Annotated in this window: 14 protein-coding genes, 1 tRNA gene and 2 pseudogenes; 14 read left to right on the top strand and 3 right to left on the bottom strand. The window is 73.0% G+C overall.

What is annotated here, in order from left to right:
- Window positions 1-22: 22 nt before the first annotated feature.
- Window positions 23-1261 carry a hypothetical protein gene (locus tag GA0070214_RS07380; protein WP_091261439.1) on the bottom strand — a complete coding sequence of 413 codons (1239 nt, stop codon included), beginning with the start codon at window positions 1259-1261 and terminating at the stop codon, window positions 23-25.
- Window positions 1262-1342: 81 nt separating this feature from the next.
- Between GA0070214_RS07380 and GA0070214_RS07375 the strand changes: the two genes are divergently transcribed.
- The 6 genes from GA0070214_RS07375 to GA0070214_RS07350 all read left to right on the top strand — a co-directional run bounded on the left by GA0070214_RS07375 (window position 1343) and on the right by GA0070214_RS07350 (window position 7173).
- Complete coding sequence (locus GA0070214_RS07375) at window positions 1343-2239, top strand: TatD family hydrolase (RefSeq protein ID WP_091260653.1); 897 nt, start codon at window positions 1343-1345, stop codon at window positions 2237-2239.
- Between the two features lie 13 nt (window positions 2240-2252).
- The gene (rsmA, locus tag GA0070214_RS07370; RefSeq protein WP_091260649.1) at window positions 2253-3122 is read left to right on the top strand and encodes a 16S rRNA (adenine(1518)-N(6)/adenine(1519)-N(6))-dimethyltransferase RsmA; all 870 of its coding nucleotides are present in this window, start codon (window positions 2253-2255) and stop codon (window positions 3120-3122) included.
- An 83-nt stretch (window positions 3123-3205) separates the two neighbouring features.
- Complete coding sequence (locus tag GA0070214_RS07365; RefSeq protein ID WP_091260647.1) at window positions 3206-4159, top strand: 4-(cytidine 5'-diphospho)-2-C-methyl-D-erythritol kinase; 954 nt, start codon at window positions 3206-3208, stop codon at window positions 4157-4159.
- A 77-nt stretch (window positions 4160-4236) separates the two neighbouring features.
- Window positions 4237-6036, top strand: coding sequence for an ABC-F family ATP-binding cassette domain-containing protein (locus GA0070214_RS07360; protein WP_091260645.1), 1800 nt, complete (start codon window positions 4237-4239; stop codon window positions 6034-6036).
- 92 nt (window positions 6037-6128) lie between these two features.
- Window positions 6129-6584, top strand: coding sequence for a DUF4383 domain-containing protein (locus GA0070214_RS07355; protein WP_091260643.1), 456 nt, complete (start codon window positions 6129-6131; stop codon window positions 6582-6584).
- A 115-nt stretch (window positions 6585-6699) separates the two neighbouring features.
- Entirely contained in the window at window positions 6700-7173 is a 474-nt protein-coding gene (locus tag GA0070214_RS07350) for a DUF4383 domain-containing protein (protein ID WP_091260640.1), read from the top strand.
- Between the two features lie 7 nt (window positions 7174-7180).
- Here the strand turns inward: GA0070214_RS07350 and GA0070214_RS07345 are convergent, their stop codons facing one another.
- Window positions 7181-7864 (bottom strand): TetR/AcrR family transcriptional regulator, encoded by a 684-nt coding sequence (locus tag GA0070214_RS07345; protein ID WP_091260638.1) that lies wholly within the window; start codon window positions 7862-7864, stop codon window positions 7181-7183.
- Between the two features lie 41 nt (window positions 7865-7905).
- Window positions 7906-8877 carry an acyl-CoA desaturase gene (locus tag GA0070214_RS07340; RefSeq protein WP_091260636.1) on the bottom strand — a complete coding sequence of 324 codons (972 nt, stop codon included), beginning with the start codon at window positions 8875-8877 and terminating at the stop codon, window positions 7906-7908.
- A 120-nt stretch (window positions 8878-8997) separates the two neighbouring features.
- On the opposite strand from GA0070214_RS07340, the pseudogene GA0070214_RS32990 reads away from it, so the two are divergent.
- The 8 genes and pseudogenes from GA0070214_RS32990 to GA0070214_RS07305 all read left to right on the top strand — a co-directional run.
- Window positions 8998-9150, top strand: a pseudogene (locus GA0070214_RS32990) (helix-turn-helix domain-containing protein); the annotation flags it as partial.
- 174 nt (window positions 9151-9324) lie between these two features.
- Window positions 9325-9738, top strand: coding sequence for a hypothetical protein (locus GA0070214_RS32300; protein WP_244167589.1), 414 nt, complete (start codon window positions 9325-9327; stop codon window positions 9736-9738).
- Between the two features lie 47 nt (window positions 9739-9785).
- Window positions 9786-9856: transfer RNA gene (locus GA0070214_RS07330), tRNA-Gln, on the top strand.
- Between the two features lie 73 nt (window positions 9857-9929).
- Window positions 9930-11456: pseudogene (glmU, locus tag GA0070214_RS07325) on the top strand (bifunctional UDP-N-acetylglucosamine diphosphorylase/glucosamine-1-phosphate N-acetyltransferase GlmU).
- A 52-nt stretch (window positions 11457-11508) separates the two neighbouring features.
- The gene (locus GA0070214_RS07320; protein ID WP_091260632.1) at window positions 11509-12489 is read left to right on the top strand and encodes a ribose-phosphate diphosphokinase; all 981 of its coding nucleotides are present in this window, start codon (window positions 11509-11511) and stop codon (window positions 12487-12489) included.
- Between the two features lie 297 nt (window positions 12490-12786).
- Window positions 12787-13479, top strand: a complete 693-nt coding sequence (locus GA0070214_RS07315) for a 50S ribosomal protein L25/general stress protein Ctc (RefSeq protein ID WP_091260630.1) — start codon at window positions 12787-12789, stop codon at window positions 13477-13479.
- Between the two features lie 97 nt (window positions 13480-13576).
- Complete coding sequence (gene pth, locus GA0070214_RS07310) at window positions 13577-14167, top strand: aminoacyl-tRNA hydrolase (RefSeq protein ID WP_091260628.1); 591 nt, start codon at window positions 13577-13579, stop codon at window positions 14165-14167.
- Window positions 14168-14261: 94 nt separating this feature from the next.
- Window positions 14262-15092 (top strand): inositol monophosphatase family protein, encoded by an 831-nt coding sequence (locus tag GA0070214_RS07305; RefSeq protein WP_091260626.1) that lies wholly within the window; start codon window positions 14262-14264, stop codon window positions 15090-15092.
- Window positions 15093-15117: the final 25 nt, after the last annotated feature.

Genomic DNA, 15117 nt, shown 5'->3' with positions numbered 1-15117 from the left:
CGCTTTCCCGGCCCGCTCCCCGTTATGCCGTCCGGTACGGCAGATCCACCACCTGGTCGTCGGTCAGCTCGGCCCCCGGCGCCCACGTCTCGTAGACGCCCCGCTCGTGGCACTGCGCCCCGGTGGTGGTCACCGCGTCCGGATCGGGCCGGCACAGCCGCAGCCGTAGCCAGCCCGCCTCCTCCCGGAGCACCAGGCAGGGCACCCCGCGCCAGGCGGCGTAGCGCAACCGGCGGGCCGCCGACTCCACCGGGTAGCGGGCCGCCCGGGTCATGGCCAGCACCCGGAACCCGCCCGGCTGGTCGGCCACCGCCTCGTACTCGGCGCCGCCGTAGCCGCCCACGAGCTGGGTGGAGCGGGGCGCGTCGCCGGTCGGCACGTACTCCTGGTCGGGGGAGAGGCCGGGCACCGCGGCCAGCAGGTGCCGCCACTGCGGGCCGACCATGCGCAGCCAGCCCCGCTGCTCCGCCTGGTAGGAGTAGAGCACCACCTCCACCCCCTCCGCCGGATAGGCGAGCAGGGTGGCGTTCGCCGGCATCGGAAGGTCGGCGAAGTCGCGGGTGATGAACTCGGGGATGAGCTGGGCGTTGCTCGGCACGAACCCGGTGCCCAGCACCGGCGGCCCGAGCCGGTCCCGCGGCGGCAGGGCGGTGAGCCCCTGGTGCGCCGGGCCGACCGGCACGTCGTAGTCGGCCGGGTCGGTGGCGCGCCAGCGCAGCGCGTACGCCACGTCGCCGCCCTCCGAGTCGCCGCGCAGCACCGCCATTCCCGCCGGGGTGCGCAGGTGCGCCACGTCGTGCTCGCGATGGCAGAAGCCGTGCGGCAGCCAGCCCCGCACGTAGCCGGCGAGCTGCCGCGCGGAGAGCACCTTCACCATCCGGGTGCCCGGCCGGATCAGCGCCGACCCGCGCACCGCCGCGAGGGTCGGGTCGCCGGCCGCGCCCGGCTGCTGGCTGAGCTGGTGCAGGTACGCCCAGCCGTGCTCGCGGTGCAGCGGCATCAGCAGCGGCGGGTCGAGGTCCTCGGTCGGCTCCGCCGCCCCGTGCACCGCGCTCACCTCGGTGACGTGCACGAACCTCCGCCACGGGTACGCCACCCCGGGCCGGGGCGCCCACTCGAAACCGGGCGCCTCGTCGGCGCTGAACAGCTCGTACGCCGCGCCCCGGGCGATCTCCTCCGCCGGGTGGACGCGGCCGTCGTACGTCACGCGCAGCCCGGTCCGCTCGGGGGCGGTGCCGCTGGCCTGGGGAGTGACGGTCACCCACGGACCGTAGGCGCGGCAGATGTTGGGCACATGAACAGTCGATGGCGGTCCGGAAACGCCGGCCCGTGGCGGTGTGTGATGCTGGCCGCGATGAGCGAGCAGACCGAAACCCGCAAGCAGCGCGCCGCCCGCCGGGCCGGTGAGTTCCCACCCGCCCCGGAGGCGCTGGCGGTGCCCGTGCTGGACAGCCACACCCACCTCGACATCACCGTCAGCGAGGCGGGTGTGCCGGGCGGACCCGCCGACGACCCGGTGGCGGCGGCGATCGCGGTGGCCGCCGGTGTCGGCGTGGACCGGCTCGTGCAGGTCGGCGTGGACGTCGAGTCGTCCCGGTGGGGTGCCGACGTCGCCGAGCGCTACGGCGCGGTGCTGGCCACCGTGGCGCTGCACCCGAACGAGGCGCCCCGCCTGCCCGACCTGGACGAGGCGCTGCGCCAGATCGAGGCGCTCGCCGGCCGGGACCGGGTCCGCGGCATCGGCGAGACCGGGATGGACTTCTTCCGCACCGGCGACGAGGGGCGGGCCGCGCAGGAGGAGAGCTTCCGGGCGCACATCGCCATCGCCAAGCGGTACGGCAAGGCGCTGGTCATCCACGACCGCGACGCGCACGCCGACGTGCTGCGGGTCCTCGACGACGAGGGCGCCCCGGACACCGTGGTCCTGCACTGCTTCTCCGGCGACGCCGACTTCGCCCGCGAGTGCGTCCGCCGCGGCTACCTGCTCAGCTTCGCCGGCACCGTCACCTTCGGCAGCGCCACGGCGCTCCGCGCGGCCGCCGCCGTCACCCCGCCCGCGCAGCTGCTGGTGGAGACCGACGCGCCGTACCTGACGCCGATGCCGCACCGGGGGCGGCCGAACGCCTCGTACCTGATCCCGCTGACCGTGCGGTTCCTGGCCGAGACCACCGGCGCCGACCTCGACGAGCTGTGCGCGGCCATCTCCGCGACCGGCGAGCGGGCGTTCGGGCCGTGGTGAAAGGATGCCCGGCGTGACCGGACTCCTCGGCCCGGCGGAGATCCGGGAGCTCGCCGCGCGGCTCGGCGTGACGCCGACCAAGAAGCTCGGCCAGAACTTCGTGCACGACCCGAACACCGTGCGCCGGATCGTCACCACGGCCGGGCTCGCCCCGGACGACGTGGCGCTGGAGGTCGGCCCCGGGCTCGGCTCGCTCACCCTGGCCCTGCTGCCGGTGGCCGCGCACGTGCACGCCGTGGAACTCGACCGGGCCCTGGCCGCCGCGCTGCCGGAGACCGCCGCCCGGTTCGCCGGCCCCGACGCCGCCCGGCTCACCGTGCACCCCGCCGACGCGCTGCGGGTCACCGCCGCCGAGCTGGCCGACCCCGCGCCGACCGCGCTCGTGGCGAACCTGCCGTACAACGTGGCCGTGCCCGTGGTGCTGCACCTGCTCGCCGAGCTGCCCACCCTGCGCCACGGCCTGGTCATGGTGCAGAAGGAGGTCGCCGACCGGCTCGTCGCCGGTCCCGGCTCCAAGGTGTACGGCGTCCCGTCGGTCAAGCTCGCCTGGTACGCCCGCTCCCGGGCCGCCGGCAAGGTGCCGCCGAACGTCTTCTGGCCGGTGCCGAACGTCGATTCCGGGCTGGTCGCCTTCACCCGGCGCGAGCCGCCCCGCGCCGACGTACCCCGGGAGGCCGTCTTCGCGGTGGTCGACGCGGCGTTCGCGCAGCGCCGCAAGACCCTGCGCGCCGCCCTCGCGGGCTGGGCCGGCGGCGCGGACCGGGCCGCCGCGGCCCTCACCGCCGCTGGTGTGGACCCCGGCGCCCGCGGCGAGTCACTCACCGTGGAGCAGTTCGCCGCCGTCGCCGCGTCGGCCCCGGCCGCCCCGGCCGCCGCCCGTTAGGCTGGCGCCGTTGCCCACCCCGCCGAGGAGCTGACCGTGCAGAAGCCGTTCGACATCCGCCTGCGCCCGCGGGACATCGCCCCGTGACCGAGGCCTGGCGACCGGACGACGAGGACGGGCAGCGGCGCGGGGCCAGCGGCCCGGTGAAGGTGCGGGTGCCGGCCAAGGTCAACCTGCACCTCGGGGTGGGGCCGCTGCGCCGCGACGGCTACCACGAGCTGAACACCGTCTACCACGCGATCTCCATCTACGACGAGCTGACCGCCCGCCGGGGCGACACCCTCACCCTCACCATGGAGGGCGAGGGCGCCGGCGAGCTGGCCCTGGACGACACCAACCTGGTGATCCGGGCCGCCCACGCCCTCGCCGGCTACGCGGGCGTCCTGCCGCACGCCCGGCTGCACCTGCGCAAGCAGATCCCGCTCGCCGGAGGGCTGGCCGGCGGCAGCGCCGACGCGGCCGCCGCGCTGGTCGCCTGCGACGCGCTCTGGGGCACCGGGCTGTCCCGCGACGAACTGGCCGGGATCGCCGCCGACCTCGGCTCCGACGTGCCGTTCCTGATCCACGGCGGCACCGCCCTGGGCACCGGGCGGGGCGAGGCGGTCAGCCCGGTGCTGGCCCGCCCCACCTCCTGGCACTGGGTGGTGGCCGTCGCCGACGGCGGCCTCTCCACCCCGGCCGCCTACCGGGAGCTGGACCGGCTCCGCGACGCGGGCACCGCGGGCGAGCCCCTGGGCAGCACCGACACCCTGCTGGGCGCGCTGCGCCAGCGCGACCCGCGGGTGCTCGCCGCCGCCCTCGGCAACGACCTCCAGGCCGCCGCGCTCACCATGCGCCCATCGCTGGCCGAGACGCTCAAGGCGGGGGAGGCGGCCGGCGCGCTCGCCGGCCTCGTGTCCGGCTCCGGCCCGACCTGCGTCTTCCTCGCCACCGACGAGGCGCACGCCGGCCGGATCGCCGCCGACCTGGCCGCCGCCGGCGTCTGCCGGGACGCCCGGGTCGCGCACGGCCCGGTCCCCGGCGCCCGCGTCGTCTGAACCCCGCCGGCCGGCCCGCGTACCCTTGAGTCGGGCGTCCCGGGCACCGGGGCGCCTTGATCATGAAAGGTGGGTTCGTGGCCAACATCGTCAACCTGGACCGGGTGTCCAAGGGGTACGGCGCCGCCGGGCCGCTGCTCACCGACGTGTCGCTCGGCCTCGACGACGCCGACCGGGTGGGCGTGGTCGGCCTCAACGGCGCCGGCAAGTCCACCCTGCTGCGCCTGCTCACCAAGCAGGAGGACCCCGACGACGGCCGCGTCACCCACCGCCGGGACCTGCGGGTCCTGTGGCTGCCGCAGACCCTGGACCTGGCCCCCGAGGCCACCGTCCGGGACGTGGTGCTCGGCACCGCCTGGCTCGGCCAGAGCATGGGCGCCGAGCACGAGTGGGCCGGCGACGCCGGCGTGCGGGCCATCCTCGACGGCCTCGGCATGGCCCACCTCGGCCTCGACGCGCCGGTCGGCCCGATGTCCGGCGGCGAACGCCGCCGCGTCGCGCTCGCCGCCCTGCTGGTCCGCGACGCCGACCTGCTCATCCTCGACGAGCCCACCAACCACCTCGACGTCGGCGGCGTCGACTGGCTGGCCCGGCATCTCGTCACCCGCAAGGGCGCGCTCGTCGTGGTCACCCACGACCGCTGGTTCCTCGACGCGGTCTGCACCGCCACCTGGGAGGTCGCCGACCAGACCGTCCGGGCCTACGAGGGCGGCTTCGCCGCCTGGACCCTGGCCCGCGCCGAGCGGCAGCGCGTCGCCGCCGCCACCGAGGCCCGCCGGCAGAACCTGCTCCGCAAGGAGATCGCCTGGCTGCGCCGCGGCGCGCCGGCCCGCACCTCGAAGCCGAAGTTCCGGATCGACGCCGCCAACGCGCTCATCGCCGACGTGCCGGAACCGCGCGACACCATGTCGCTGCAACGGCTCGCCACCGCCCGGCTCGGCAAGCAGGTGTACGACCTCGACGCGGTCTCCCTGCACGCCGGCCCGAAGGAGATCCTGCACGACCTCACCTGGCAGGTCGGCCCCGGCGACCGGGTCGCCATCCTGGGGCGCAACGGCGCCGGCAAGACCACCCTGCTGCGCATGCTCGCCGGGGTGACCCGCCCCGACGGCGGCCGGTTCGCCGCCGGGCAGACCGTCCGCCCCGCGTTCCTCTCCCAGGAACTCGCCGAACTCCCCGGCCACCTGCGCGTCCTCGAAGCCGTCGAGGAGGTGGCCCGGCGGGTGCAGCTCGGCGACCGGGAGATCAGCGCCGCCCAGCTCGCCGAGGTCTTCGGCTTCGACGACCGGCGGCTCTGGACCCCGGTCAGCGACCTCTCCGGCGGCGAGCGCCGCCGGCTCCAGATGCTGCGGCTGCTCGCCGGTGAGCCCAACGTGCTCCTCCTCGACGAGCCCACCAACGACCTGGACACCGACACCCTCGCCGCGCTGGAGGACCTGCTCGACTCCTGGCCCGGCACGATCGTCGTGGCCAGCCACGACCGCTACCTGATCGAGCGGGTCACCGACGTCGCGTACGGCATGTTCGGCGACGGCCGGCTCGTGCACCTGCCCGGCGGCGTTGACGAGTACCTGGCCCGCGCCGCGGCCCGCGGCGGCCCCGCGCCCGCCGACCTCACCCCGGCCGCGGCCGGCCCGGCCCGCGAGGGCATGTCCGCCGCCGAGGTACGCACCGCCAAGAAGGAACTCAGCCGGCTGGAACGCCAGATCGCCAAGCTCGAACAGAAGGAGGCGACGCTGCACGAGCAGCTCGCCGCCAACGCCACCGACTACGCGAAGGTCGCCGAGCTGGACGCCCAGCTCAAGGAGATCCGCGCCGAGCGGGACCGCACCGAGGAGGCCTGGCTGGCCCTCGCCGAGGAGCTGCCCGCCGGCTGACCCGCCCGGGGTGGGGGGTGTGCGGCGTCACTGACGGGCGTGCGGGACAATCGCAGGCGACCCCTCTTCCGTTCGGTCTTGGAGACGCACAGATGGCCCACACCCCCGTCAACCACCCCGCGCGGCCTGTCTACCGGGCGATCGGCGGGCTCGTTGGTCTGTACTTCGTCGTCTTCGGCGTGCTCGGCATCATCGCCAGCGCCGGCGACGACGTGCTCGCCCAGGACGACACCAAGGTCCTCGGCCAGGGCAGCAACCTCGGCTTCTCGATGCTCGTGATTTTGCTCGGCGTCGCGATCCTGATCGGCACCGCGATCGGCCGCAACCTCGACGTGGCGATCAACCAGTGGCTGGCCTACGCCCTGATGGCCCTCGGCCTGGCCGAGCTGGCGTTCCTGCACACCGACGCCAACATCTTCAACTTCTCGATCATGACCGACATCGTGGTGCTCACCCTCTCCCTGGTGCTCCTGATGGTCGGCATGTACGGCAAGGTCGGCAGCGACGAGGAGCACGAGGCCTGGCAGAAGGCCCGGCTGGTGCTCTGACCCCCAACCGTCCCCGAAGGCCCGGCACCCGCCGGGCCTTCGGCGTTTTCCGGGGACGGGACGGGGCGACGCGGGGGACAATTGCGCCAAATCAGTCAGCCGACCGGAGGCTCCCATGGCGCACTTCCCGGTGAACCACCCCGCACGGCCGCTCTACCGGGTGCTGTCCGGGCTCATCGGCCTCTACATCCTGGTCTTCGGCGTCTGGGGGGTCTTCCAGACCTGGGGCGACGGGCTGTTCAGCCGGGAGAGCAACACGGCCCTCGGCCTCCGCACCAACCTGGCGTTCTCCCTGGTCTCCGTGGTCTTCGGCGCCTTCCTGCTGATCGGCGCCTCCCGCCGCGGCAACCTCGGCCACTACATGAACCTGACCGCCGGGGCGGTCTTCCTGGTCACCGCCATCCTCATGATGTCCGTGCTGCAGACCTCGGCGAACTTCCTCAACTTCTCGATGTCGACCGTCCTCGTCTCGCTGGTGTTCGGGCTGGTCCTGCTCGCCACCGGCCTCTACGACAAGGTCGGCACGGACGAGCACGCCGCCGAGGAACGGCGCCGCCGCGAGCACCCCATCGCCGAGGCGAACCGCTGAACCTCGCTCAGCCCCGCTTGCGGACGGTGATCAGACCCGGCTTCGCCTCCAGGTGCGACAGGCCGTTCCAGGCCAGGTTCACCAGGTGCGCCGCCACCGTCTCCTTCCGCGGCTTGCGCACCTCCAACCACCAGCGCCCGGTCAACGCCACCATGCCCACCAACGCCTGCGAGTAGAGCTCCGCCAGCTTCGGGTCGTAGCCCCGGCTGGAGAACTCCGCGCCCAGGATGTGCTCCACCTGGTGCGCCACGTCGTTCATCACGCTGCTGAAGTTGCCCGTCGCCGACATCAACGGCGACTCCCGGACCAGCACCCGGAACCCGCTGGTCTCCTCCTCGATGTACGTCAGCAGGGTCAACGCCGCCTGCTCCAGCAACTCCCGCGGATGCCCCGCCGTCAACGCCGTGGTGATCCGGTCCAGCAGCGAGCGGACCTCCCGGTCCACCACCACCGCGTAGAGCCCCTCCTTGCCGCCGAAGTGCTCGTAGACCACCGGCTTCGAGACCTTCGCCCGGGCCGCCACCTCCTCGATCGAGGTGGCGTCGAACCCGCGCTCGGCGAAGATCTGCCGGGCGATCGAAATCAACTGCTCGCGCCGCTGGGTCGCGGACATCCGCACCCGGGAGGGCTTCGCCGCCGGGACGGCCCGCCGCCGGGCGGTGCTGGCGTCGCCGCCGGGAACGTCGGTCACCCGGCCCATCCTGCCAAACCCGCCCCGCGTCGATCGACCGGTTACCGCGCCGGCCGGCCGCGCACCCGCCCCGGCTCCACCAGCTTCGCCGTGATCCGGTCCGGTTTCGGCCACCGCACCGACCAGGCCGCCCCCGTCTTCTCCAGCAGCCAGATCACCCGCGCCGACGGATCGACCTGCCCGCGCAGCACCCCGTGCCGCGCGCTGGTCGGCTCCGCGTGGTGCAGGTTGTGCCAGCTCTCCCCGAACGACAACAACGCCAGCGGCCAGAAGTTCGACGCCCGGTCGCCCTGCCGCACCGCGAACGGGCGCTCACCGTAGACGTGGCACACCGAGTTGATCGACCAGGTGACGTGGTGCAGCAGCGCGATCCGGACCAGACCACCCCAGAAGAACGCGGTCAGCGCGCCCCACCACGACCCGGTGAGCACGCCGCCCATCGCCGCCGGCCCCAGCACCGACACCACCACCAGCACCGGGAACAGCCGGTCGACGCGACGCGTGATCGGATCGGCCAGCAGGTCCGGGGCGAACCGCTCCCGGTTCGACAGCTCACGGTTGAACAACCAGCCGACGTGCGCGTGGAACAGTCCCCTGGTCAGCCCGCCGATGCTCTCCCCGAACCGCCACGGCGAGTGCGGGTCGCCCTCCTGGTCGGAGAACGCGTGATGCCGCCGGTGGTCGGCCACCCACTGGATGATCTCGCCCTGCACGGCGAACGAACCCGCCACCGCCAGGGTGGCCCGCAGCCACGGTTTCGCCTTGAACGAGCCGTGGGTGAAGTAGCGGTGGTAGCCGACGGTGATGCCGAGGCCGGACACCACGTACCAGAAGGCGGCCACCAGCACGTCGGTCCAGCCCAGCCAGCCGCCCCAGGCCACCGGCACGGCGGCCAGCAGGGCGAGGAACGGGACGACCACGAAGGCCCACAGTGCGATCAGGATGCCGGGGGACTGGTGGCCCTGGGTCAGCGGCTTCGGTCCGCTCTCCGGGCCGGTCAGGGTGGTCGACATGGCACCTCCCAGCGGTACGGGCTACGCCTACGTCACCGTAACCAGGAACGGCCTAGATCGCAGCGGACACGTCACTTCGTCGATGCCCGACCTGTCGTACGCCCGTCCTAACCTGCCGGAGTGACCGACCGTGAGCCTTCCGCCACCGCGCCCCGCCCCTACCGTGGCCGGAAGCCGGCACTCCATGCGGAGGCACTTCTCCTGCGGCGGGAGGGCTGCCCGGTCGGTGAGATCGCGGAGCGGCTGGGGGTGTCGAAATCGACCGCCTACCTCTGGACCCGGCACCTGCCGCTCGCCCCGGATTTGGTGCGGCGAAGGCGTCAGGCCGGTCAGCGGGCTCGTGCGGACGCCCAGTGGAGGGTGCACCGGGCGGCGCGAGACGCGGCCCGGGCCGAGACCGTGGCGGCGGCCGCCCGTTGGGTCCGTCAGCTGCGTTACCGGGAGCTGGTGCTGATCGGCGCGGCGATCTACTGGTGCGAGGGCGGCAAGGCCAAGCCTTGGCGTCCGCACGACTGCCGCATCAAGTTCGTGAACAGCGACCCCATGCTCGTGGGGCTCTTCCTTCGTTTCCTCGACGCCCTCGGCGTGCCGGCGGCCGACCGGCGCTACCGGGTGAGCATCCACGAGACCGCCGACGCGCCGGCCGCGGTCCGCTGGTGGGCCGGGGTGATCGGAGTGCCGGCCGAGCGGTTCCAGCCCACCTCGCTGAAGCGGCATCGGCCACTCACGACCCGGAAGAACGTCGGCGCCGACTACCGCGGCTGCCTGACGGTTCACGTTGTCGGGGCGAGCCGGGTCTACTGGAGGATCGAAGGGATCATGAAGGGAATGACCGATGAGGATCCAGCTCGCGACCGGTAAGGTGTAGGCAGCCGCCAAACGGGCTCCCTTTTGCCCGTTTTCGACCGTCCCGGGTCGTCTAATGGCAGGACGTCAGGTTTTGGTCCTGATTATAGGGGTTCGAATCCTCTCCCGGGAGCTTCTGCTGTTTGCATCCGGCCGCGTGGTTAGCATGGCCGCGAGACTGTCGCCCACCCGACGGGAGCCACGTCGTGTCCCAGCCCCACCTCCGCACCGTTGTCGTGCTCGCCGCCGGTGAGGGCAAGCGGATGAAGTCGGCCCTGCCCAAGGTGCTGCACCCGCTGCTCGGTCGTACCCTGCTCGGTCACGTGCTGGCCGCGGCCGCGCCGCTCGGCGCGGACCGCCAGGTGGTCGTGGTCGGCCACGGCGCCGACCAGGTGCGCGCGCACCTGGCCGAGATCGCCCCGGCGGCCACCCCGGTGCTCCAGGCGCAGCAGCTCGGCACCGGGCACGCGGTCCGGATCGCGCTGGACGCCGTCCCGGAGGCCACCGGCACCGTCGTGGTGATCAACGGGGACGTGCCGCTGCTGCGGCCGGAGACCGTGGTGGCCCTGGTCGAGGCGCACGAGGGCGCCGGCGCGGCGGCGACCGTGCTGGCCGCCGAGGTGCCGGACCCGACCGGCCTGGGCCGGATCGTCCGGGACGCCGACGGGCGGCTGGCGCAGATCGTCGAGGAGCGCGACGCCACCCCGGAGCAGCGGGCGCTGCGGGAGATCAACGCGGGCATCTACGCGTTCGACGTGGCGCGGCTGCGGGACGCGCTGGGCAAGCTCTCCACCGACAACGATCAGGGCGAGGAGTACCTGACCGACGTGTTCGGCCTGCTCCGGGACGCGGGGGAGCCGGTGGCGGTGCACTGCGCCGCCGACCACGTGGAGACGTTGGGCTGCAACGACCGGGTCGAGCTGGCCGCGCTGCGCCGGCTGCTGCGGGACCGGGTGAACGAGGGCTGGATGCGCACCGGGGTGAGCATCCTGGACCCGCACACCACCTGGATCGACGTGACCGTCACCGTCGAGCGGGATGCGGTGATCGACCAGAACACGCAGCTGCAGGGCGCGACGGTGGTCGGCGCGGGAGCGGTGGTGGGGCCGGACACGACGCTGGTGGACACCACGGTCGGCGCGGGCGCGAGCGTGGTGCGCAGCCACTCGGTGGGTGCCGAGGTGGGCCCGGAGGCGAGCGTCGGGCCGTACGCGTACCTGCGGCCGGAGTCGCGGCTGGGCCGCAAGGCGAAGGTCGGCACGTTCGTGGAGACGAAGAAGGCCGACATCGGCGAGGGTTCGAAGGTGCCGCACCTGTCGTACGTGGGTGACGCGACGATCGGGGAGCACAGCAACATCGGCGCGGCGACGGTGTTCGTCAACTACGACGGGGTGCGCAAGCACCACACGACGATCGGCAGCCACGCGCGTACCGGGGCGGACAACATGTTCGTGGCGCCGGTGCGGGTGGGCGACGGCGCGTACACGGCGGCGGGTTCGGTGATCATCTCGGACGTGCCGGCGGGGGCCATGGCGGTGGCGCGGGGTCAGCAGCGCAACGTCGAGGGCTGGGTGCTGCGCAAGCGGTCCGGCACGGCGGCCGCGGAGGCGGCGCAGCGGGCCCGTGAGGGTGCGTCGGAGGCCGGCCCTGCCGCAAGCGAAGGTGACTGAATCCACGGGGGGCCGGAGACCGTGGGAGGACCGGTGAACACGGGGGATACTGCAACCGAATAGTCCCCGGCTCACCGCCGCCGGGAACCACCGACATACGGGAGCAGACGGGCCCATGGGCAGCATCGTCGCCGAAAACCGCAAGAGCCTGATGCTCTTCTCCGGACGGGGTTTTCCGGAGCTGGCCAAGGAGATCGGTGAGGTGCTCGGCGTCGCGCCGACGCCCTCCGACTCGTACGATTTCGCCAACGGTGAGATCTTCGTACGTTTCAAGGATTCGGTACGCGGTTCGGACGCCTTCGTGGTGCAGTCCGTGACGCACGGGGTCAACACCTGGGTCATGGAGACCCTGATCATGGTCGACGCGCTGAAGCGCGGTTCGGCCAAGCGGATCACGGTGGTCCTGCCGTTCTACCCCTATTCGCGGCAGGACAAGAAGCACCGCGGCCGGGAGCCGATCTCGGCCCGGCTGGTGGCCGACCTGCTGAAGACGGCGGGCGCGAACCGGATCCTGACGGTCGACCTGCACACCGCGCAGATCCAGGGCTTCTTCGACGGCCCGGTGGACCACCTGTTCGCCATGGACGTGCTGGCCGAGTACGTGGAGCACAAGTACGCGGGCCGGCCCATGACGGTGGTCGCGCCGGATTCGGGCCGGGTGCGGGTGGCCGAGCGGTGGACGGACCGGCTGGGTGGCTGCCCGCTGGCGTTCATCCACAAGACCCGGGATCCGCTGAAGCCGAACCAGGTGGTGGCGAACCGGGTGGTCGGCGAGGTCGAGGGCCGGGTCTGCCTGATCGTCGACGACATGATCGACACCGGTGGCACGATCACGAAGGCCGCCGACATCCTGAAGGAGTCGGGCGCGGCGGAGATCGTGGTGGCCTCCACCCACGCGCTGCTGTCGGACCCGGCGACCGAGCGGTTGAAGAACAGCCCGATCAGCGAGGTCGTGGTGACGAACACGCTGCCGTTGCCGCCGGAGAAGCAGCTGGACAAGCTGACCGTGCTGTCGATCGCCCCGCTGCTGGCCCGGGCGATCCGGGAGGTCTTCGACGACGGCTCGGTGACCACCCTCTTCGGTGGCCTGAGCTGAGGTCCGCGCCCCGCCGGCGGCGGCCTCTTTCGAGGGTCGTCGCCGGTCGGGGAAGTGGCCGGCACGGTGTGGCCGGCGATGATATGGGGACTGCCGGATAGCTCGGAAATCCCTCGGGTAGACTGGTGCGGTTGCCACGGCGAGGGTGCCCGGCGGGCCGCTGAAAAGCACCGCACGGAGGCGCCGTCATCGACGCGGTGCTCCGGGCGGTCGTTCATGACCTTGAGCCCCAGCGAGCCCCTCGCCCCAGCACCGCCAGACGACAAGCCGCCGCAGCGAAGCATCAGGAGTTTCCCCGTGTCCGAGGTAAAGATCAGCGCCGAGCCCCGTACCGAGTTCGGCAAGGGTGGTGCCCGTCGTACCCGCCGGGCCGGCAAGGTGCCCGCCGTGCTGTACGGCCACGGCGAGAAGCCCAAGCACATCGCGCTCCCGGCGCGTGAGTTCGCCGCCGCGATCCGCAAGGGCGGTGCGAACCAGCTCTTCGCGATCGAGGTCAGCGACGGCACCCAGGTGCTGGCGCTGCCGAAGGCGATCCAGCGTGACCCGATCAAGGACACCTTCGAGCACGTGGACCTGCTGCTGGTCCGCCGGGGCGAGAAGGTCACCGTCGAGGTCCCGGTCCAGCTGACCGGTGAGGCCGCGAAGGACACCCTGATCGTGCACGACCACGACACCCTCTCGGTGACCGCCGACGCCACCAAGGTGCCGGACCACCTGGAGGCCTCCATCGAGGGCGCCGAGGCCGGCACCCAGATCACCGCCGGCGACGTCGAGCTGCCGGCCGGTGTGGAGCTGGCCGCGGACGCGGAGCTGCCGGTCGCCTCGGTGACCGCCGCCCCGACCGCCGAGCAGCTCGAGGCCACCCTCCCCGAGGTCGAGGTCGCCGAGGAGGAGGCCGAGGCCGAGGTCGGCGAGGAGACCGCCGAGGCTCCGGAGGGCACTCCGGCCGAGGGCGAGCCGGCTGCCGAGGAGCCGAAGACCGAGGCCTGATCGGCCCGCAGGCTGTGCGACAGGCGTCCCCGGTTCCCGGGGGCGCCTGTCGGCGTATCGGGCGCGGATCGGTGGGCAGAGCGGAAAGGGACGTGGCGTGACGGACGAGGCGGGGCCGTGGCTGGTGGTCGGCCTGGGCAACCCCGGTCGGGAGTACGCGGGCAACCGGCACAACGTCGGCTTCATGGTGGCCGAGCTGCTGGCGGGCCGGCTGGGCGGTAAGTTCGGCCGGCACAAGCGGGCGATGGGCGAGGTGGCCGAGGGGCGGCTGGGTTTCGGTGGCCCGAAGCTGGTGCTGTTGAAGCCGCTGACCTACATGAACCTCTCGGGCGGCCCGGTGGTCGCGCTGGCCCAGTTCCACAAGATCCCGCCGGAGCGGGTGATCGCGGTGCACGACGAGCTGGACATCCCGTACGGCCAGCTGCGGGTGAAGTGCGGTGGTGGCGAGGGCGGCCACAACGGCCTGCGCTCGATGTCGAAGTCGCTGGGCACCAAGGACTACGTGCGGGTGCGGTTCGGCATCGGCCGGCCGCCGGGCCGGCAGGACCCGGCCGACTACGTGCTGTCGGACTTCTCCTCGACCGAGCGCAAGGAGCTGGAATTCCTGGTGGACCGGGCCGCGGACGTGGTGGAGTCGGTGGTCACCAAGGGTGTGGAGCCGACGCAGAACCTCTACCACGGGGCCTGAGGCGCCGGGCGGGGCATCCCGGGCGGGTCGGGCGGTGCCGGTAGTCTGCGCCTTCTGACGTGTGCGAAGGCGGGCGACGGGAGCGGGAAACACCATGGGCAGTCCTCCGATGATCGACGGCGCGTTCGCCCGGTGGCTGGCGGCGCGGGCCGGGCAGGCGCTGATGGGCCTGCGCGCGGAGCTGGGCTTCGCCGACGTGGGGGCGCTGAAGTCGGCCGGGGACAAGGTCTCGCACGATCTGATCCGCACCGAGCTGGCGAAGTGGCGGCCGGCGGACGCGGTGCTGTCGGAGGAGGACGAGGGTTCCCGGCTGGCCTGGACGGCCGAGGTGAGCAGCGACGCGGTGTCCCGGCTCAACGCGGACCGGGTGTGGATCATCGACCCGCTGGACGGCACCCGGGAGTTCGCCGAGGAGGGCCGCTCGGACTGGGCGGTGCACGTGGCGCTCTGGTCGCGCAGCGCGCCGTCGCCGCACGGTCTGGTCGCGGGCGCGGTGGGGCTGCCGGCGCAGCACCGGGTCCTGGGCACGGACTACCCGCCGGCGTATCCGCCGATGACCCTGGAGGCGGCCACGGCGGGCGGCAGGACCATCCGGTTGGCGGCCAGCCGTAGCCGTCCGCCGGTTTTCCTGACCGATCTGGCAGAGGACATCGGCGCCCATCTGGTTCCGATGGGCTCGGCGGGCGCGAAGATCGCCGCTGTGGTCACCGGCGAGGTCGACGCGTACATCCACGCGGGCGGTCAGTACGAGTGGGACTCGGCCGCTCCGGTCGCTGTGGCGACGGCCACCGGACTGCACGCTTCCCGGATCGACGGATCTGCGCTGAAATACAACGAGGCCGACCCACGCCTGCCCGACCTGCTGGTCTGCCGCAAGGATCTCGCCAGCCGGTTGCTTGCAGCGCTGCAGAGGCATTCCGGGTAGCCTGAGCGTTCTTCTTCACGAGTCC

Origin of the sequence: Micromonospora chaiyaphumensis, from assembly GCF_900091435.1 — a bacterium.
In the GTDB taxonomy this organism is placed as follows: domain Bacteria; phylum Actinomycetota; class Actinomycetes; order Mycobacteriales; family Micromonosporaceae; genus Micromonospora; species Micromonospora chaiyaphumensis.
The sequence above is the reverse complement of the archived record's forward strand: the minus strand, read 5'-3'. Positions and strand labels throughout refer to the sequence as shown.

Excerpts from the sequence above, each read along its gene's own strand:
- GA0070214_RS07350 (WP_091260640.1), top strand. The coding sequence starts at position 6,700 with ATGGCGCACTTCCCGGTGAACCACCCCGCACGGCCGCTCTACCGGGTG.
- GA0070214_RS07355 (WP_091260643.1), top strand. The coding sequence starts at position 6,129 with ATGGCCCACACCCCCGTCAACCACCCCGCGCGGCCTGTCTACCGGGCG.
- GA0070214_RS07305 (WP_091260626.1), top strand. The coding sequence starts at position 14,262 with ATGGGCAGTCCTCCGATGATCGACGGCGCGTTCGCCCGGTGGCTGGCG.
- GA0070214_RS07320 (WP_091260632.1), top strand. The coding sequence starts at position 11,509 with ATGGGCAGCATCGTCGCCGAAAACCGCAAGAGCCTGATGCTCTTCTCC.
- GA0070214_RS07340 (WP_091260636.1), bottom strand. The coding sequence starts at position 8,877 with ATGTCGACCACCCTGACCGGCCCGGAGAGCGGACCGAAGCCGCTGACC.
- GA0070214_RS07375 (WP_091260653.1), top strand. The coding sequence starts at position 1,343 with ATGCTGGCCGCGATGAGCGAGCAGACCGAAACCCGCAAGCAGCGCGCC.